This window comes from Streptosporangium sp. NPDC002607 (assembly GCF_053592655.1).
This window is the reverse complement of sequence record NZ_JBSFWD010000038.1, coordinates 80,940-100,421: the sequence shown is the minus strand read 5'-3', so window position 1 is coordinate 100,421 and position 19,482 is coordinate 80,940. Positions and strand designations below refer to the sequence as shown.

The 19,482-nt window shown below is 67.7% G+C and carries 14 protein-coding genes; 4 read left to right on the top strand and 10 right to left on the bottom strand.

Going from position 1 to position 19,482, the window contains the following annotated elements:
* Nucleotides 1-131: 131 nt before the first annotated feature.
* Nucleotides 132-1,517, bottom strand: a complete 1,386-nt coding sequence (locus ACWD3H_RS33805) for a glycoside hydrolase family 16 protein (RefSeq protein WP_451957877.1) — start codon at nucleotides 1,515-1,517, stop codon at nucleotides 132-134.
* Between the two features lie 386 nt (nucleotides 1,518-1,903).
* Between ACWD3H_RS33805 and ACWD3H_RS33800 the strand changes: the two genes are divergently transcribed.
* A complete protein-coding gene (locus ACWD3H_RS33800; protein ID WP_355550980.1) occupies nucleotides 1,904-2,410 on the top strand; it encodes a lytic polysaccharide monooxygenase auxiliary activity family 9 protein in 507 nt (168 codons plus the stop codon).
* Nucleotides 2,411-2,460: 50 nt separating this feature from the next.
* On the opposite strand, the gene ACWD3H_RS33795 is transcribed toward ACWD3H_RS33800, so the two are convergent.
* Nucleotides 2,461-4,056 carry an extracellular solute-binding protein gene (locus tag ACWD3H_RS33795; RefSeq protein WP_451957876.1) on the bottom strand — a complete coding sequence of 532 codons (1,596 nt, stop codon included), beginning with the start codon at nucleotides 4,054-4,056 and terminating at the stop codon, nucleotides 2,461-2,463.
* A gap of 49 nt (nucleotides 4,057-4,105) precedes the next feature.
* On the bottom strand, nucleotides 4,106-6,100 hold the full coding sequence (locus ACWD3H_RS33790) for a vWA domain-containing protein (RefSeq protein ID WP_355550984.1): 1,995 nt from the start codon (nucleotides 6,098-6,100) through the stop codon (nucleotides 4,106-4,108).
* Nucleotides 6,101-6,791: 691 nt separating this feature from the next.
* Between ACWD3H_RS33790 and ACWD3H_RS33785 the strand changes: the two genes are divergently transcribed.
* Nucleotides 6,792-10,793, top strand: coding sequence for an NB-ARC domain-containing protein (locus tag ACWD3H_RS33785; RefSeq protein WP_451957875.1), 4,002 nt, complete (start codon nucleotides 6,792-6,794; stop codon nucleotides 10,791-10,793).
* Between the two features lie 24 nt (nucleotides 10,794-10,817).
* On the opposite strand, the gene ACWD3H_RS33780 is transcribed toward ACWD3H_RS33785, so the two are convergent.
* The 3 genes from ACWD3H_RS33780 to ACWD3H_RS33770 form a co-directional block, all read right to left on the bottom strand.
* Nucleotides 10,818-11,225, bottom strand: coding sequence for a nuclear transport factor 2 family protein (locus tag ACWD3H_RS33780; RefSeq protein ID WP_451957874.1), 408 nt, complete (start codon nucleotides 11,223-11,225; stop codon nucleotides 10,818-10,820).
* Between the two features lie 157 nt (nucleotides 11,226-11,382).
* Nucleotides 11,383-13,104, bottom strand: coding sequence for a serine/threonine protein kinase (locus ACWD3H_RS33775; RefSeq protein ID WP_451957873.1), 1,722 nt, complete (start codon nucleotides 13,102-13,104; stop codon nucleotides 11,383-11,385).
* A gap of 144 nt (nucleotides 13,105-13,248) precedes the next feature.
* The gene (locus ACWD3H_RS33770; protein WP_451957872.1) at nucleotides 13,249-13,890 is read right to left on the bottom strand and encodes an ASCH domain-containing protein; all 642 of its coding nucleotides are present in this window, start codon (nucleotides 13,888-13,890) and stop codon (nucleotides 13,249-13,251) included.
* On the opposite strand from ACWD3H_RS33770, the gene ACWD3H_RS33765 reads away from it, so the two are divergent.
* Nucleotides 13,792-14,118 (top strand): MarR family transcriptional regulator, encoded by a 327-nt coding sequence (locus ACWD3H_RS33765; protein WP_451957871.1) that lies wholly within the window; start codon nucleotides 13,792-13,794, stop codon nucleotides 14,116-14,118. The two genes, ACWD3H_RS33770 and ACWD3H_RS33765, sit on opposite strands and share 99 nt — an antisense overlap.
* Before the next feature lie 117 nt (nucleotides 14,119-14,235).
* Nucleotides 14,236-14,727 (top strand): hypothetical protein, encoded by a 492-nt coding sequence (locus ACWD3H_RS33760; RefSeq protein WP_451957870.1) that lies wholly within the window; start codon nucleotides 14,236-14,238, stop codon nucleotides 14,725-14,727.
* A gap of 269 nt (nucleotides 14,728-14,996) precedes the next feature.
* On the opposite strand, the gene ACWD3H_RS33755 is transcribed toward ACWD3H_RS33760, so the two are convergent.
* The 4 genes from ACWD3H_RS33755 to ACWD3H_RS33740 form a co-directional block, all read right to left on the bottom strand.
* Complete coding sequence (locus ACWD3H_RS33755) at nucleotides 14,997-15,542, bottom strand: hypothetical protein (protein WP_451957869.1); 546 nt, start codon at nucleotides 15,540-15,542, stop codon at nucleotides 14,997-14,999.
* 96 nt (nucleotides 15,543-15,638) lie between these two features.
* Nucleotides 15,639-16,472 (bottom strand): SDR family oxidoreductase, encoded by an 834-nt coding sequence (locus tag ACWD3H_RS33750; RefSeq protein ID WP_451957879.1) that lies wholly within the window; start codon nucleotides 16,470-16,472, stop codon nucleotides 15,639-15,641.
* Nucleotides 16,473-16,889: 417 nt separating this feature from the next.
* On the bottom strand, nucleotides 16,890-18,167 hold the full coding sequence (locus tag ACWD3H_RS33745) for an MATE family efflux transporter (RefSeq protein WP_451957868.1): 1,278 nt from the start codon (nucleotides 18,165-18,167) through the stop codon (nucleotides 16,890-16,892).
* Between the two features lie 113 nt (nucleotides 18,168-18,280).
* On the bottom strand, nucleotides 18,281-19,285 hold the full coding sequence (locus ACWD3H_RS33740) for a phosphotransferase family protein (RefSeq protein WP_451957867.1): 1,005 nt from the start codon (nucleotides 19,283-19,285) through the stop codon (nucleotides 18,281-18,283).
* Between the last annotated feature and the right edge of the window lie 197 nt (nucleotides 19,286-19,482).

The following is a 19,482-nucleotide window of genomic DNA, read 5'->3' as shown; positions in this document are numbered from 1 at the left end:
CATCAGAAATACATTATAAATTGGGGTTTTGAGTTTTTTCTGCGGTTACCACGCCCCCCCCCCCCCGGGGGGGGGCCGCCCCCGTGGGGGCGGGCCCGGGCGCCCCGGCGCCCGCCGGCCCCCTACCGGGTTCAGTTGCCGAACGAGAACCAGTTGAGGTTGACGAAGTCGGCGGGTTGCCCGCTGGTGAAGGTGATGTAGACCGTGTGGGTTCCGGTCACCGAGGCGATGTTGGCCGGGACCGTACGCCAGCTCTGCCAGCCGCCGGTGTTACCGATGGCGAAGTCGCCGATCGGAGCCGCGGTCAGGCTGTCGAGGCGCACCTGGACCAGCCCGCTGACCCCGCCGGCCGCCCCGGACGCGACGCGGGCCTTGAACTGGGTGGCCGCCGCGCCGCCGAAGTTGACTCCGTCGAAGCGCAGCCAGTCGCCGTTGCCGATCTGCGCGACGTTCTGCCCGCCGCCGGTGTCCGTGGTGGTCTCCAGCGACGTGCCCGCCTGCGCCTGGTAGCGCTCGGCCTGGATGGTCGAGCGGGCGTCCACCCCACCTGGAGGGGGAGTGATCGTCGGAGTGGGATTGGAGCCGGAGCCGCTCTGCCAGACGGCCACGTAGTCAACGAGCATCGGGCGGCCGGAGACCGTGGCCGCGGTCGGGGTCTGCCCGGCCAGCGCGTTGGGGAACGCCCCGCCCATGGCCACGTTGAGCAGGATGAAGTAGCCCTGGTGGCCGGTCATGTTGTTCCAGGTCCCGGCGTCGAACTGGGACTGGCTGACGCTGTGGAACTGCTGCCCGTCGACGTACCAGCGCAGCTGGTTCGGGGTGATGCTGCGGTCCCACTCGAAACGGTAGGTGTGGAACGCCGACTGGCAGGAGGAACCGGGGCACGTCCGGCTGGCGCCGATGCCGGTGGTCTCGTTGCAGGGCCCGCCGGGGTTCACACCGCAGTGGAGCACGCCCCAGACGGAGTTGATGCCGTTGACGTTCTCCATGATGTCGAACTCGCCGATGCCGGGCCAGTTCCAGTAGCTGCCGCGATACGGCGCGCCCAGCGCCCAGAAAGCGGGCCAGTAGCCCAGTGCGGCGTTACCGGTGACGTTGGGCATCTGGATACGGCCCTCGATGCGCAGGATACGGCCGTCGGCGGGTTTGAAGTCCGAGCGGCGGGTCTCGATGCGGGCGGACGTCCACTCGCTGCCGCTCTTTATCGGGGTGATGCGCAGGTTCCCGCCGCCGTCGAGGCTCAGGTTGGCGGGACTGTCGGTGTAGCGCTGGATCTCACCGGTGCCCCAGTTGGCGGGGCCGCCCGGGTAGGCGTGGCCGGTGTCGACGATCCAGTTGGCGGAGGAGGGAAGTGACCCGGCGCCGCCGGTGAAGTCGTCGCTCCAGACCAGGGACCAGCCGGAGGGGGTTGCCGGGACGGAGGCGTGGGCGGTGATGGCGATCATCATCGGCACCAGCGCGGCGACGATGACCGGGATCCATCCGAGAGAGCGCTTTCTTCTTGGGGGGTGGCTCATTCGAAACCTCTCACAAGGCGAACGAGGCGGACGGTCGAACATCGCTGCAGCATAAAGACCGATTGATACCACTGTTACGCGAAGGTTAAGCCAGGGTCAACACCCGAGTCGGAAAAAGCCAGAGAGCGCTCTCAGCGCTTGTCCGCGAGGTGTTCGGTCGTCGCTTCGCGCTCCGGACGTCCTGCCCGCGCCGCCGTTTGACGTGCGGCACCCTGCCGGGATCCGGGCGGCCGCCCGCCTTTGTCGGGGCCACGGTCGCCGGGCGCCTCGGGGGCATCCGTCCGGCCGGAAGCCTGACAACGTTTTCGGATATTCGCTGACTCGAATATTTACTGTTAGGAAAGTTTCCTTTATATTCGAGTCACCCCCCAGCGAAGGAGCAGTACATGCGCAGAACGGTCACCTTCCTCGCGACGGCGATCATCGCCATCGCCGCCACCGTGTTCATCGCCTCACCGGCCAGCGCGCACGGCTACATCTCGTCGCCGCCGAGCCGTCAGGCCATGTGCGCCCAGGGCCGCGTCTCCAACTGCGGCGACATCATCTACGAGCCGCAGAGCGTGGAGGGCCCCAAGGGCCTGCGAAACTGCCACGGAAACGTCGGTCGGTTCTCCCAGCTCAGCGACGAGAGCAAGGGCTGGCCGGCCACGAGTGTCGGCAACTCGGTCACCTTCAACTGGGTGCTGACCGCCCGCCACGCCACCAGCACCTGGGAGTACTACATCGGCAACACCCGGATCGCGGTCTTCAACGACGGCGGCAGGCAGCCCGGCGCCACGGTCTCGCACAACGTGAGCCTGGGCGGCAGGACAGGCCGCCTGAAGGTTCTCGCGGTCTGGAACATCGCCGACACCGCCAACGCCTTCTACTCCTGCGTCGACCTGCAGCGCTGACCCGTCCGACCCGCTCCCTCCGCGCCCCGGTGGGGGCGGGGCGGTTCCCGTCATCCTGGCCGCCGCTCGGGTTTCCCGCAGTGAGCGAGCGACCCGGCGGCGCCCTCTGGCGCCCTACCCCGCCGGGCGGCGCGCAGGGCGTCGGCGAACCGGGCGAGGTCCAGTTCCCTGGCGGGCAGGTCGCCGTTGACCACCGCGCGGGCGCACCCGCGGAACACCTCACTGAAAGCGGAGTAGTAGGAGTACTGCGGGCGTGATTCGGCCTTGCACAGGGCCTGGTGGATCTTCCCGGCCAGTTCCTGGAGCATGAGAGCGGTGATCTCAGGGTCCTCGCCGGGAGGGCCTGCGGCGGCGATGGCCGCCCCCGTCGAGGGATTCGCTCCCGTCCCCGGCGTGCAGTCCGTTCTCCCGGAGAAGCCCGTTTCCGTCCCGGGGGAAACCGAGAGCTGGTCACAGGTGCGCGGGTCGCGCCGGTATTCCTCGTAGACGGATTCGAGCACCGGCGGGTAGCCGCTGCAGGCGAACAGCCGAGCCTGGGCCTGGTGGCCGGTCAGGAAGTCGATGAGCATCCGTGCTTTCTCCGGATTGTCGGAGCGAGCGGAGATCGCCAGGTTGAAACCACCGAGGATGCCGGCGCCGGGCAGTGCGGCCATGCCGAAGCGCAGACGCCGGTGGCCGTCGTACATCGAGCGGTCTGTGGCCAGGCGGTGAAACGCGAACGGCCAGTTGCGCATGTAGGCCGCCTCCTCGTCGCGGAACGCCTGGAGGCTGCTCTCCTCCGCGGAGTCCTTCGGGCCTCGTGCGAGGAAACCGTCCCTGAAGGCGTTGAAGGTGTCCTGCTTGGAGAAGTTCTCCGCCCCGCGTGCCAGGGTGCCGTTCTCCAGCAGGGCTCGCCAGCGCGCGAGCGCCTCGCGCGTCCGCTCGCCGTTGACTCCCTCGTCCAGCACGATCCGGTCACCGTCGGTGACCCTTCCACCCGCGGACAGGACCGCCTCCAGCAGGTTGACGGTGCCCCCCTCGTAGTCGCCGAGCTGCACGGCGTACCCGCCGTTCGCGGCGGCGTACTTCCAGAGCTGCTCCGTCGTGGTGGGCACGGGCAGGCCGCGGCGATGGAACAGCAGGGGCACGTCGGTGACGAAGGGCACCGCGTACTGGACTCCGTCCACCTGGCCCGTCTTCAGGACGTTGTCCACGAAGAGGCCCGCCTTCTGTGGATCGAGAGGGTACGGAAGGAGATAGCCGCTCCGGGCGAATTCGGCGGTCCAGGCCACGTCCACCGAGAGCACGTCGTAGGCGCAGCTCCCCAGCCGGGCACGGCCCGCCATCTCGGCCCGCTCCTCGTCCGTACGCTCGGCCACCTCGACCAGGGTGACCTGGGTGGTGTGCGTGCGGTTCCACTCCTCGATCAGGTCGCGGCGGAAGCTGCCGGCGGTGATGTCGGCGCCGGTCGCCACGGTGAGCCGGTCAGGCCCTCCGCAGTCGGCGGGGAAGGCGGGCTTCCCGCTGAGGAGCGAGGGATCCCCCGCGGTGAGGGAGATGAGCACCGAGGCCAGCACCAGCCCCGCCACCACCCCGGCACCGCCCCAGCGACGCTGGCCGGGGTTCAACCTGCCGAGCAGGGCGCGCGGGCGTCGCGTCAGGCTCATCGAATCTCCTCGGTTGTGGAGATCCCGGGCTCCGGCCCTGGGAGGGAGGTCAACGGCGGTCCTTTCCACGCAGGCTGGAGATCAGGTGTCTCAGCGCCTGCCGCATGTCGGCTCCCGCCTCCACACACTCGCGGTACTTCCCCGCACGCGGGGGAGAGCGATCACAGCCGTTGTCGCCGAGGGCCAGCACATAGAGGGCGTTGACATTGGACGCGCGGGCGAGCGTCCCGCCGACGCCCTTCCCCCGTCGCTCGTTGTCGAAGACGCCCCCGTCGGTCACGACGACGAGGGCACGCCCAGGAGATCCGGCCCGCCGGTTCAGGTTCATGATCATGTCTGATATCGGGGCGTCGGAGCCCTCCGCCCTGGTACCGGCGACGCTCCTGGTCAGTTCGTCGAACTCGGCACGGCCCGCCGCCGGCTGGAGCTCCCTGACCCGGGTCCTGCGGCCGACCGTGGAGAAGGCGCTCAGCGCGAGGTCGTCACGAGGGGTGATCAGCGGTTTGATGTCGGGAAAGGTCTCACGCAGGCGTACCAGCAGGGAGCGGGGCGGTGCGGTCATCGAGCCGGACACGTCGAGGGCGATCTCGGCGTCGAGCCGGGGCAGGAGACCGAAGAACCGGCTCTGGGCCTCTCGCAGTGCCGCGGGGGAGCGCACGACCGCCCTCTCGGCGGAGCGCTCACCGAAGAGCGGGTTGGCGGCCAGCCACGAGCGAAGAAGGCCGAGCACGCTCGTGCGCTCCGCACTCCGCTCGTCCGGCCAGCTGATCGTGACGAACGGGTAGTCCAGCCCGGAGAGCCCGGGAGAGAAGAACTCCTTGAGCTTGGTCATCCCGCTCGGCGCCCCCTCGGGGCAGTGGGGGTCGTTGAACCGCCCGTCGTTGTAGTCCGTCAGACTGTGAAACGGGATCACCAGGGCGGGGCTCCGGTTGAGCTCCTCGCCGCCGGTCCCGCGGCTCGCGGTCCTGAACCGGCAGAGCAGCGAGCTGACGCTCTCGGCGACGATGTCGCGCTGCTCCCGATCCACGATGTCGCCCAGGGGCATGAGGTCGGAGACCGCTACGAGCCCGGCGGTGGAGAGTTCGGGCTGCGGGTAGCTCACCGGCATGCCGAATTTCGATCGGACCACCTTCCACAGGACCGGGAGGCTGTGGCTGCCCGGCCGCCCCGCCGGCAGTTCCTTCCTGACCTTCTCGGCACGCCCGCTGATCATGCCGACCACCAGGCGGTCGGACGCGACCGACGGGCCGATGTCGAGGGTGGCGCCGCCCGCTCCCACGTCCTCGGCGACGAGCCTGGCCTCGCCGGTGCTGGTGGCGACCCAGGCGTCGGCCCGGGGACCGTACAGCCGGCGAAACGGCTCGTCACCCTCCTGGCGCGCGTCGTCGCGGTACCAGTTGTCGCCGAAGGCGTAGGCCAGTTCCCCGACCGAGGGCGCCACCCCCACCGAGATCGTGTACGGTGCGCAGCCGTCCACCAGCCTGCCCTGGACGAACAGGGCGATGCTCTCGCGCAGGGCGGTCACGTTCTCCGGGGCGGTGACGACGCGTAACTCCAGCGGCCGCTCGCAGTCGGGGGGCCAGATCCGGTGGCTCAGCCACGTTCCGCCCTGGACGACTCCCCACGGGACCGTTACGGCCGCGGCGCCGAGGAGGACGCCGAGGTAGCCGGCCGACAACTTGAGCACGAACCCCTCCAGCCGCCGGTGCCTCCGCCCTGGCATGCCCGGTGCGGGCCTTCCCGCCGCGCGACGGCGCGCGACGGCCCGTCCGGCCGGTTCGAGCCATCGGCGCAGCAGGCGGGCGAACCTTCCCAACGTCAGCAGGACGGCCACGGCCAGGCCGATCATCGCGCAGACGAGCAGGGCGAGACCCGTGCCGAGTGCCCGCACCCCGTCCGTCAGCACCGCGAACAGGGTGGTGACGCCGCCGGTGACCAGGGCGGTCGCGGCGATCTCCTTGAGCTTCGCCGGGAGGCCGCCGGGCGGGCCGGCGTCCGGGTCCCGCGAGCCGTCGGCGGGTGAGGAGGGGGAGGGGCCGGACATGGAGATCACTACCTGTTCGACGACGTGAACGACGGGCTCTCAGACGGCCGTACTTCGAACGGGGCACTTCGGATGGCGAGGTTCCAGGCGATGGATTTTCCTGTGACAGGATTTTGACGGGGTTTCGAGGACGGCGCCTTGGCGTGAGATGAGCGGGGAGCGGCCTTTCCCGGCTCGGCTCTGGCCGCGTTAGATCCTAATCCGTCGGCCCGTCGAATGCGATGGATATCTTGATTTCACTGTCTTTTTTATCGACACTAAACATCGATTCGGACACGAGCCTCTATGTTCGTCTTATGGCTGCATTTAGTGACAGAGGAAGTGTTTGCGGCACACCGCCGTTCGCGGCCTGGTCGCGCGCGGCGGCTCCCCGCAGGCGGCCCTGGCCGCTGACGGCCACGGCGGACCCGGGCGGCGGCTCGAAAGGGATGGCCGAGGGTGATCGCGGCACCACGGAAAAGGGCCTCCATTGAATGTGAATCGGAATGGTCGGTGTCGATGCCGTGGACATAGCAGCGCAAAGCGTGCAACATGGCTTTCTGTGCGCACGTTAATTACCCGAACCTCGGTGATTCAACTCGGCGGCAATGGGGAACAGATATCGTGCGTTCAGGGTTCCCAGCGCCCGTCTGGGCAGGGGTCGGCACTGTCGAGGTGATCGTTGGCTCGTCGCACAAAAAAATTCGCCGATATGGCCACGGCGCTTCTGGTAGTTGTTGGAATCCTGGTCGGGCTGCCGATTGGAATGGTCGGAGAATATTTTCCGGAAACGGTGGCCGAGAACCGGATCACCTGGGTCGCGATTTTCGGGTTGACCGCCTTCCTCACCGTCCTGCTGACCCGGCTGACGCCGGAACTGATGAAGTCGCGCGCTCACGGCGGGCTCTTCCGGGTGCCCGAGAGAAAGGCGGGGTGGGTCCGCAGAACCGAGCTGGACGACGTGGTCTCCACTCTGACGATGAGAGGCTCGGGAACGGTCGGCCTGACCACCGGCATCGCCGGGGCGGGCGGTTTCGGTAAGACGTCCCTGGCCGTGGAGGCGTGCCACAGCGGTGAGGTGAGGAAGCGGTTCAAGGGCGGTGTCATCTGGGTCACGGTGGGCCGCGACCGCACCGGTGTCGACATCGCGGCGCTGGCCAACGACGTCACGGAGGCCGTGACGGGCACCCGGCCGGAGTTCTCCAGCCCGGAGCAGGCCGGCCACCGGATGGCCGAGATCCTGGCGGAGCGGGGCCAGACGCTGCTGGTGGTCGACGACGTGTGGAGCCTGTCACAGCTGAGACCCTTCCTGGCCGCGGCGGTGCGGTCCCGGGTGCTGGTGACGACCCGCCTGCCCAGAGCCCTTCCCCCGAACGCGATCGCGATGATCGTCGACGAGATGGCGCCGCGGGTGGCCGTCCAGTTGCTGAGCCGTGGGCTACCGCCGATGAACCCCGGCGTCGTCAACGGCCTGATGGGCCTGACGGGAAGATGGCCGCTGCTACTGGACCTCGTCAACGCGCGCCTGCGTGACGAGCACGGTGGCGGGGTGAACGCCGACGTCGCCGCCCGCCGGGCGGCCGAGCGGCTCGGCCGGGCCGGACCGGCCACCCTGGACGTCACCATTCCCCGCCAGCGGGAGACCGCGGTGCGCGTGACGGTCGAGCACAGCCTCGAAGCTCTCGGCGTGTTCGACCGTGCCCGCTTCCTTGAGCTGGGCGTCTTCCCGCAGGACGCCGACATACCGGTCGGCACCGTCGGGCTTCTCTGGCGCGCCACCGCCGGACTCACCTCCGAGCAGACCGAGCGCCTCTGCGCGAGGCTGCACGACCTGTCACTGATCGGCAGGCGCGAGGCGGAGGGAACGGTGCCGTCGATCACGATCCACGACGTCATCCGTGCACACCTCCGCTCGGAGTACGGGCTGGGGAGAGAGCGCGTCGAGGCGGCCAACCGCGACTTCCTCGACGAGGCCCGCGAACTGATCCCCGACGACGACCTCGCGGCGGACGCCGAATGGTGGAGACTGCCCAGGGAGGTGCCCTATCTCTGGGACCATCTGCTGTTCCACCTCGCCGAGGGGAGAAGGCATCGGGAGCTGGAGTCGCTCCTGCACGACGTGCGATGGTTCGTCACCCGGATACGAGCCTTCGGGGTGGCCGCGGCGGAGTCGGATCTGATGCTGTCGACCTCCCGCTCCGTCGCCGGGGTCCGGCAGCTGATCGCCCGGAGCGCACACCTGCTCACCCCCTTCGAATCGGATGCCGTCTCCACCGCGAACCTGCTGGCCCGCCTGTACGCGTTCCCGCCGATGCGGGCGTCGATCGAGCGCTACAGTCAGGAGGCCGAGACCCCTTTCCTGAGAGCCCGCTGGCCGCTGCCCGACATCGGCGCCACCTGCCTGCTGGGAACGCTGACCTCGACGACGAAACGGCTGAGGGACGTTTCGATCACACCGGACGGATCGAGATTCGTCGTCCACGGCCGCGACGGTGTGCAGATATGGAAGGCCGACGGCACTACCCGGACAACGCTGGCCACTCATCGGAAGCCGGTTCACGAGGTCGCCGCCGCGCCGGACGGTTCGTGGCTGGTGACCCGTTCCGGACGCCGGAGAGTGCAGGTCTGGGGGATCGACGGCACCCAGAGAGCGATCCTGGAGAACGGCGTCGGCAGGCTTGCCGGGATGGTGGCCGCGCCGGACGCCTCGTGGCTGGCGACTCTCTCCGCGCGGGGAAGGGTCGCCCTGTGGAACCCCGAAGGAAGCAGGCGCGCCGTACTGAAGAGCGGGATCGGCAGGCTTGCCGGGATGGTGGCCGCGCCGGACGCCTCGTGGCTGGCCACCTTCTCCGTGCGGGGAAGGGTCGCCCTGTGGAGCCCCGAGGGGAGGAAGCGCCTGACCCTCAGGAGCCCGGTCAGGGTGAGGACCAAGCCGCGAACCCTGAGGGACACCCTGCTGATGCGTGGCTGGAACCAGGAGAACGAGAAGGTCTCCGGCCGGAACAGGCCGATACGCGAGGTCTCCAAGATGGCCGTCTCGCCGGACGGCGGCTGGCTGGCGACCCTCTCCGGAGACGGGAGCGTGCGCCTGTGGGGAATCGACGGCGACGAGCGAGCCGTCCTGACGGGACACACCGGAGCGGCGCCCGGGATCCGCATCGCCCCTGACGGCAGCTGGCTGGCCACCTGGACGTCCACCGGCTCGGTCCGGCTGTGGGATTCCGACGGCAGGCAGCGGGCCGTTCTGTCCGGGCATGCCGGGGTGGTGCGTCAGGTGGTGATCGCCCCGGATGGCGGCTGGCTGGCGACTCTTTCCGAGGATCGGAGCGTGCGGCTGTGGGATTCCGACGGCAGGCAGCGGGCCGTTCTGTCCGGGCATGCCGGGGTGGTGCGTCAGGTGGTGATCGCTCCTGACAGCAGCTGGCTGGCGACCCTCTCCGGGGAGCAGAGCGTGCGGCTGTGGGAGTCCGACGGCAGCGAACGGGCAGCTCTGTCCGGGCATGCCGGGGTGGTGCGTCAGGTGGTGATCGCTCCTGACAGCAGTTGGCTGGCCGCCTGCTCGCAGGACGGGGAGATCCGGATCTGGCAGTCTGAGCGCTCCGGGCGGCAGAGCCGCAGGGGCCGGACCGGGATGGTGCGCAAGGTGACCATCTCCCCCGAGGGGAACTGGATCGCCACACACTCCGGCGACGGCTCGGTGAAGCTCTGGAACGAGGACAGGATAGAAGGAGCGACCCTCACCGTTCCCATCGAGACCGGTCACTATGGCGCGATCTCGCCGGACAAGACGTGGCTGGCCGTCTGGTCCGGTGATCACGTGATCCGGATACGCGGAGCCGGTGGCCGCAGGAGGGCCATTCCGACGGGGCACACCGGACGCGTGCGGGGAGTGGCGATCGCCCCCGACAGCACCTGGCTGGCGACCTGGTCGGCCGACCGGACCGTACGGCTCTGGGGTGCGGGCGGCAGCAGGAGGGCGGTGCTGGCCGGTCACACCGGGCCGGTGCGCGAGGTGGTGATCGCCCCCGACAGCACCTGGCTGGCCACCTGCTCGGAGGACGGCACCGCGCGTATCTGGTGGGCCGACGGCACCGAGCGGGCAGTACTGGTCGCGAACATCCGGGCGACCGCTCACATCCTCATCTCACCGGACGGTGCCTGGCTCGCCACCCTGTCCATCTACGGAAGAATCCAACTCTGGAAACCGGACGGCAGCAGGTACGCCGCCCTGAAAAGCAGGGTGGAGGCCATAGGCGAGATCACCGTCGCCCCCAACGGCAGGTGGTTCGCCATCGTCTCGGTCAACGGGACGGCGGGCCTGTGGGGAGCCGACGGAAAGGCGCGGGCCTCGCTCAGGGGATGCCCGGGAGCGGCCCGGCAGGTGGCGATCGCCCCCGACGGCACCTGGCTGGCCGCCTGCTTCGAGGACGGCACCGCGCGCGTCTGGTCGGCCGGCGGCAGGGATCGGGCGACGCTGCCCGCGAACTCGGGAAAGATCCGCGGCGTGGCCATCTCCCCGGACAGCAACCTGCTCGCCACCTGCTCGGACGACGGAACCATCCGGCTGTGGGACAGGTACGGCGAGTCGGCGGGCGCCGGAGCCAGGGTCGAGGCGGGTCTCAACTGTCTGGCCTGGTTCCCCAACGGCTTCGGTCTGGCCGCCGGGGGAGACCAGGGCCTGTACGGCTTCGACCTCTACCCACCCCCAGCCTGAACCAGGCCTGGAGGATCTGACAGGTCACTCGCCCCGGAATGCGTCGACCTCGTACTGGTCCCGGCTGTGCAGCCACGACTCGGCGATCTTGCCGTCGCGCATCGTGATGACGTGGGCCAGGTTGTTCTCCAGCGGAACCGAGCGGTCGGGCCTGGTCGCCGTGTACGTGGCGAGCGCGACGGCCGCCTCGTCGTCGGCCAGCACCCGGTGGACGTCGAGCCGCAGCGTTCGAACGGAGCGTCGAGGACCATCTCCAAGGGCTGGGAACGCTCCTCGGCGGGCTCTCGGACGACGAGCGCGAGCGGCTTTCCGATCTCCTCGCCCGGCTCCTGGAGAGCATGACGGAGTCCTGAGAGCGCGTTGGAGATGGGCGGTCAGGTCGGTTGGGTGGTGGGCTGGTTGCTCGCGCCGGGCCACGCCGGCTACCCACATCCTGAGATGTTCTTCGCCAAGGTACGCGACCACTGCGCCCTCTCGGAGCCGGTCGAGGAGCAGCCTGGTCAGCGTGCTCGAAGCTAGCAGCCCAGTCCGGCCACCCGCCGTTTGGCGGGCGGCGGGACAGGCCCGACGATTGGAGGTGCTCATGTGTCTACTGCGACATTGTGGGTTCCGGGGTTGCGGAGGGGCTCGGTTTCCCCTTCCTGCCCGACTTCGCCGCGGACCTCGTCAGTTCCTGGATCTTCCTCAGGCCTGCGTCGACGCTGGCAACGGGGATGCCGTCGCGGACCTGGCCTTGCTGGAACGCACCAAGAACCGAAATCGACGTGGCACTGCTGTGGGCGACGCTGAAGAACTCGATGGGGCCCAGGCTGGTGTTCACGCCCTGAAAAAGCACGATCTCCTCACCTCGAGCCCCTACGAAGTACTGAGCATCGAGCCATTGGCTCAAGAAGTACCAGCCCAGGCCGCCGCTGACGAGGACGAGGGCGAGGATTGAGATCAGCGCCCGCCGCAGCAGACGCCGTGACCGCCCCGAAGGGTGGGTCTGATCTGGAGGAGCTTGTTCTGGGGGTGCAGCCTGCCCGGGGAATCCGTCCGGCGTCGCACCATTCCCCGAAAATCGACCCCGATTCACCGATGACAGATCGGAAACCAGGCGGTCTCGACTGAACGGCTTGGTGGCGGGACCCTTGGCAATGGGGCGATCTGTCGGAGAGGTGGAACCGAAGTGAGGACCAGATCCGCTCTCTTGGTGAGGAAGTGAATCGGCTGCCGAGCTCTTGGAAGGGGTGATTTCCTCAGCCGGTCGACCATCATCAACAGCACTCCTGGATGAAATCCGATCTCGTCGGAGCGCGTCGATGTCAGGCTGGTTGGACAGAGAGGTCTCATTTCCAGGAACGGCTTTACCTTTGTCGGGCTTCGGCATTATGTCAGCCATCGATGTGACATGAGGACTGACATCAGTACTTGCCGGTCGGGCCTCCGTGGCGATCATTGGCGAAGGCGAGTCAACTGGCTGGCTTTGGATACTGGATTGGGAGGAAAGATCGAAAGGTCGACTGCCATGAGCGTGGGTCAGGTGACCGAGTAGATGGTCAATCGTTGGTCGTGCGCCAGACTGTTTGTTCAGGCACGCTGCGAGCAGGGGGCCGAGGTTGTCGGGCACGCCGGTCAGGTCGGGGGCGCGGGTCAGGACAGCAACGATTATCACCTGTAATGTGGCTCCAGCGAAGGCCAGATGTCCAGTGGCCGCGTACACCATGGTGGCGGCCCAGCTGAACACATCTGATGCCGGGCTGGCGATGTTATCGTTAATGTGTTCGGGCGCCATATATGGGAAGGTGCCGATCGGTGGCCCCGAGTACGAGGCCGTTTGATCGGTGAGGCGGGCGATGCCGAAGTCGATGATCACCGGGCCTCCGGGGCCAAGGATCACGTTTTGCGGCTTGAAGTCGCGGTGGATGATCTCCGCCCGGTGGATGGCGTTCAGCGCGGTTAGCGTGGTGACGGCAAGCCGCTCAAGGTCACTACCGGTCAACGGGCCATTGCTGTTGACGGCTTCCTTCAAGGATTGGCCGGCGATGTATTCGCTGATGATATAGGGCGAGTGGTTGACGACGCCCGCATCGAGGACCTTGGCGGTACAGAAGGGCGCGACCCTGCGGGCGGCTTCGGCTTCAGCCAGAAAGCGTTTGTGTGCCTTGGGATCCTTGGTGGGGCGCAACATCTTGACGGCGACGCGGGCGCCGAGTGGGGTCTCGCCGAGGTAAACCGCTCCTTGACCCCCCTCGCCTAGTTTGCCGATCAGTCGGTAGTTCCCGATCTGTTGGGGATCCCCTATATCGAGCGGCGGAATGGTACGTGGCACTGCCCACCTCTTCACAGACCTCGACGATCGTGATGCGAATTATGGCTATAAGACCGTCTCTGTAGGGCTTGATCCTGCTCAGGTCGCGATGCTCTACCACATAGGTGGTATGCCGAACGGCCATGCATCAGCATGATGACCATGTCAAAGACAGTCTGGCAAGGGAGCTGATCCTTGCAGATCTCCACTCGAGTCTCCGCTGAACCCGGGACGATTCACCAGGCCTGTTGGACCTGGATGGTTAGGACGCCCAGGCGTTCCTTTTCGGGTGGGTAGATACTTCGGATCACGGTCAGGAACTCGTCGCGGGACTCGCCGAGGTGGCCCGACGGCGTGCGGGTCCTCGTGGTCGAGCATCTCCTCGAACGACGCGTATTCGGTGACCTGTTTCACCTCGGTCGGCAGTTTCTCATCGCCGCAGACGAACTTGAGGCTCTGCCCCGGCCGGATCTTCCGCATGCCGGCGTAGCCGACCCGGACCTCGACCGTCCTCACACCGGAGGCGATCAGGTCGAAGTACGGCTTGCGAAGCCGCAGTCGATCGGGGTGGTGCGGGAGACTTGGAAGGTGACAATCGAGAACGCCCGTCCAGGTCCGCCGGAGACCAGCCCCTCCATCGTGCTGCTCACGCTGGCGCACCGGATCGAGTCCGAGCTCGGCGCCGCCCTCGCGCCGCTCGGACTGACGGTGAGCAGGTTCGGCCTGCTCGGACACATCACCGGCGTGCCCGGCGCGTCGTTCAGCGACTTGGCGCGAATGTCCGGAATCACCGTTCAGAGCGTTCATACGGCGGTGAAGGCGCTGTCCGGGGCAGGGCTCGTTCGTGACAACACCGCTCGCGCCGGGTCCGCTTCGGCCATCGAGATCACGCCCGAGGGTGCGCGTCTCATGCGGGAGGCGATGAAGGCCGTGGCCGAGGTGGACGAGCGGCTGTTCGGCCCGGACGCCGACCCGATTCAGCGTCAGATCGCCGACGCCGCACGCGCCGCGTTCGAAGGGCGTTCCCGGCTCTGACCTGACGTGCGAGACGCCCCGGACAGCAGGGGTGCCATTCCTTTGCCGCCACCTTCAGAGAGCCTGAAGCACCTGCTAAGCTTCAGGCTCTCTGAAGGCTGTGGAGAGGGGAAGCTCGTGGAAGGTGTGCTGCTGTCGGTCCATGTACTCGCCAGCATTGTGTTCGTCGGAGGCTCGGCCGTCGCGACAAGCCTGTTCTCCCGCTATGCCCCGGTCGCCGCGAGTGTCGCGGTGAGCCCGGCCGCCGCGGGCGCGTCTGTCGACCCGCGGTCGGAAACCTCGGGAGACCGCAACCGGGCCGTGGCTGTCGCACTGCACCGCATCACCCGCGGCTACGGCGTCTTCGGCATCGTCGTGCCCGTCGTGGGAATCGCTCTGGCCGTCACCCAGGGCCGGATGGGCGAGATTTGGATAAATATCTCCATGGTCCTCACCGCCGCCGCCGGTGGTCTGCTCGCCCTGCGAATCTGTCCGGAGCAACGCGAGGCCCTCGCCAACCCCGACGACGGCAAGCGGTTGCGCACCCTGAGCATGCTCGCCGGAATCTACAACCTGCTGTGGGCGATCGTCGTGGTCCTCATGATCGTCCGCCCGGGAGCCCAGACGTGACCACCGTAAGCGGCTCAGCGAGAAGCCGCTCTCTTCAGGGAGCGGAGGAGTCGCTTTCCCGGGACGCGTGACGGCTCGTCTGCGCGGTGACATCCCCGATCAAGAAGTGCGGGCGTGAGGTGGTGCCTTCCGGGTGGCCTTTGCCCTGGGGAGAGAATCTCCGATGGAAGCCGGATCGGCGGCAGACGGACATGGTCGCCGGGAATCACGCCGCCTCGGGGCGCGTACCCGCCGGGCGGCCTGAACCCCGCTGCCGGGGGGTGGAGCGGTCATTCCGCGATACGGGGGATGATCTCCGCGGCTATCCTCTTCGCTCCTTCGAGGGTGCCACCGAGCAGGGCCGTGCCGCCACTGTTGTTCAGGTTGGTGCTGATCAGCATCACCACGCCGTGGGCGTACACGCAGAGGTCTCCCTTGCCGGGAACCCAGACCGCCTGGTCGGCGACACCCTCCAGGTCCTGGGAGTCGGCCGTTCTGATGTTGTCGCAGAATTCCTCGTTCCTCTCCACCCCGGCGTTTGTCAGCGGAGTGCGCATGAGAACAAGGGCATACAGCGTGCTTTTACTGTTCTTGTAGTTGCACTGCGTGGTGACGTATGAGATTCCCTGCAGGGGATCGGCGGTCGGCGCGGCCGAGGGCTCGTCCTCTATGGTGCTGCCCTCGCCGAAGACCTTCTGAGCGGCGTCCCAATCGAGCACCTGGCACGCTCTCAGCGCCTGTTCACGCGGGCCCGGACCACATCCCGCGACGAGGGCGGCGACCACCACCAGCGCCGGTAGGAGGATCTGATGTCTCCGCCGGCTCATATTGATCACGACTAAGAACGTAGGCGCGGCCGGCGAGCCGTACAAGGGCTCATTGGCCAGAGGGCGCGCGGGAACTCCCGGCCCAGCGTGGCGGTCTATTCGGTCCTAGCGGAAGGCGGCGCCATTCTCCGAAGCCCACTGCTGGAACGGTCTGGCCGGGGAGCCGGTGATCCTCGGTACCGTGTCGCGCACCTTCAGCAGCTCATCATTGATGTCTCCGCCCATCAGGTCGAGCACCGCGTCGGCGGTCTGCTCTCCCATGAAGGAGGCCATCTGCAGATGGGCCTCCTGCCGGCTGATCTCGACGAAGGCCACCTCCCGCCCCACCGCCGCGGCGATGGCCTCGATCTGTCGCCGGGGTGTGATCCGTTCCGGACCGGTCAGTGCATACGTCCTTCCCTGGTGGCCGGGCTCGGTCAGCGCCACCCGGGCCACCGCGGCGATGTCCGCAGGATGGATGGTGGGCAGGCCGATGTCCGCGTAGGGCACTCGAACCGTCCCATGCTCGCGGATCGACTGCGCCCACCACAGGGCGTTCGAGGCGAACTGTGTCGGCCGCAGGATCGTCCAGGCCATGCCGCTGTCCCTGAGCAACTGCTCGACGGCCAGATTCTCGGCGGTGGCGGGCAGGTGCGGATGGGTCTGGACCGTGATGGACGACACGAGCACCACGTGTTCCACGCCTGCTTGCCGGGCGGCCATGAGGACGTCGGCCTCCGCGCCCAGGCCCCGCAGCAGGAACAACGAACGCACCCCGTCCAGCGCGGGCTTCAGTGAGTCCGGCTGAGCGAGATCACCCTCAACGGCTTCGACCCCCGAAGGGAATGAGACCCGTGCCGCGTCACGGGTCAGACCTCGCAAGCGTGTGAAACCGGACGTGTGTAGTTGCCTCAGCAGAGCGCTTCCGATGTTTCCGGTTGCGCCGGTTACGAGGATCATCATCGTTTCCCTGTCGTCAGTCGGTGGTCATGGCTACGGCACGTTAGAACCTCAACTGAACTTCAGGTCAAGGACGTGCGCGGTGAGCTGGGGCTTTCGGCGGAGGCAATGCCGTGGCGGGCCTGGTCGTCGTGTACGACCACGGTGGCTCCCTTCTTGATGGTGAGCGCGGTGGCCGGCGGGTGGAGCCTGCGCCGGCCTTCGACGCGGCGGGGGAATCCACGCTGATTCCGCTGCGTCATGTGATTGCGGAGCCCATCCACGCCCTGGACCGGCGGCGGGGCCTGGCGCGGGGTGTAGTGCGCCCCGAACAGCCCAGCGATCAGCTCGATGACCCCTCATGCCTCCGGTGTACCCCCGGTGAATCCCGGTCGGCGATCGGCCTGTCCCTAACCTGACCGCAGCCTTTCGAGATCATTAGCAGGGCTGGACATGCTCACCGTGTGCTCCGCGTGATTTTCCCAGGCGGCGCAGGATCAACATCGCGGCTCCCGCGACGACGATCTCGGCCACCGGGAAGCTGATCCACAACCACAGGGTTCCGAAGAGGCTGAAGGCGAGCAGCAACGGCACCCGGACCGCCACGATCGACCCGATCGAGATCACGTAGGACGGTCGCGCCCGCCCCAACGCCTGGAAGTACGCCGACACGAGCATCGCCACCCCCGAGAGGGGATAGCCGAGCGCGATGATTCGCAGGGCATGGGTCGCCGCTTCCCGGACCGCTGGATCGTCGGTGAACGCCGCCGTCAACGGCGCGGCGGCCACCAGGAGGACGAGACAGGCCGCCGTTCCGTAGACCGCTGTCGCGCGAAGGGCGAGTGTTCTCGTGCGGCCGACGCGAGCGGCCAGGGCGCGGCCCGCGTTGTATCCGATCAGCGGCTGCATCCCCTGTGAGATGCCGAGCTGGGGCATCAGGACGAACGTGCCGATCCGGCTGCAGATGGCGTAGGCGCTCATCAGCACCGGGCCGCCGAGCGTCACCAGCAGGTTGTTGACGAGCGCCACGACCAGGGTGTTGCCGAAGCCTCCGAGAAAGGACGGTGCTCCCACGGCTACCAGCAGGCGCAACGTGGGGCCGTGCGGGCGCAGATCGGCGCGGGTGACGCGGTAGGGGCGGTCGCGCTGGACGAAGAAGAACCACAGGCTCATACCCATGGAAACCGCCTGGCCGCCCACCGTTCCCAGCGCAGCGCCGCGAACCCCCAGGCCGAAGCCGAAGATCAGCAGCGGATCGAGCACGATCTGACAGACCACCGGAGCCACCCAGAGCATGGTCGAGAAGCGCATCCGTCCCTCGGCCCGCACCAGGCTGGAGAAGCCGGTCGCCGTGATCGCACCTGCCAGAATGATCAGGGCGTAGTCGCGCGCGTAGCCGTGAGTCTCGTCCGTGGCGCCCAGCAGGGTGAGGAGCGGGTCGACCAGCAGCACTCCCAGCACGCCGATGATCACGGCCGTCGTCCAGTAGACGAGGAACGCGTTGCCGGTCGCCCGAGCGGCTTGCCGGAGGTCGCCGGCGCCGAGGCTGCGGGAGACCAGCGACGCGCCGCCGATCCCGACCGTGGTCGCCACCGCCCCGAGGATCAACAGGATGGGCGTCACGATGTTCACGGCCGCGAACGCGATCGCCCCCACGCCGCGGGAGACGAACCAGGCGTTCGTCAGCGCGTAGATGCCGTAGGTCGCGACCGACACGGTCGCCTGGGAAGCGGAGTCCCAGAGCAGCGGCCCAACCGGTCGCGTACCGAGGGCCGTGGTCCGGTCCCCGCGGTCACCGCGTGGACTCGACGGGAGAGTCCCCGCCGGAGTCACCGCCGGTGGCCGAAGGTTTCCATGATCTGCGCCAGTTTCGTCCGCGCGAAGTCGTACTGCGAGGAATCCGTGTGCCCGCGGTAGACGGTCTCGATGACCATGATCAACAGAAGGTGAAGGTTGTACAGGCGGCGCCGCGTTCTTTCAGCCGGAGTGAACGGCTCCCTGCCGTAGCCCCGGATGAAGCTCTCCACGTCATTCGACATGCCGTCTGTCTCGGTGGCGACGAATCCGGCCTCCATGATCGGATCGCCGTACAGCGCACGCTCGTGGTCGATGATGCTCACCAGGGCGCCGTCGCGCACCATGACGTTGGAATCCCAGAGGTCCCACTCGACGAACGTCGGCTCGGTCACCTCGTCGAGGCAGTCCGCGTGCTCGGCCACGAGCCGGCGGATGACGTCGTAGTCCCAGCCGATGTCGACGTTGCGCCGCTCTCCGTCGCGCAGGACGTCTTCGACGATGCCGGTGAAGACCTGCCGCCAGGTGGCCCCGCTCGCCGTGTCGTCCAGCAACGGCCCGAAATGATCGCCCTTGATCTGGTTGAGGGCATGGTTCGCCGCGCCGAGTGCCTCCTGGTAGGTGCCGTATACCTCGGGGGACAACCGGTCCTTGATGATGCCGAGATTGTCGGCGTCGACGAACTCCATGAAGAAGTAGTCGGCGTCGCACAGCTCGTGGCTCTCGTCGTAGAAATGAACGGCGGGCACCGGTACGAAGGTGCGCTCACGGACCATCGTCAGCGCGTGCACCTCGGTGCGCATCATGTTCCGTTCGTACGTCATCACCTCGACGTCGGCAGGCGGCGCGATCTTGAGCACCACTGACCGGCCGTCTCGCAGGCGGATCCGGTAGGCCACGTTGAACCAGCCGTGGCCCAACTCCTCGACCCAGTCCTCACCCTCGGGCACCTGGGCATCTCCGAAGGCACGCGCGACCATGGCACGCAAGCCGTCGATCGACTGCCGGTTCTTGGTGACGCTGTCGGTCACGGCTTTCATGAAGATTCTCCGAGGTCGCGTTGGGGGGTGATCCGCTCGTCCATTCTCCATCCTCCGTACGGTGTTCCACGGGGCGGCCGAGTGGATCTTCGCGGCATGCGGCGCCGCGGCCCGGCCGAGTCGATGAACGGACTCTCGTAGGGTGACGGGACGGCAGTGATCTGGGCCGGCCGGTCGAACGACGACCGGACGCCGCG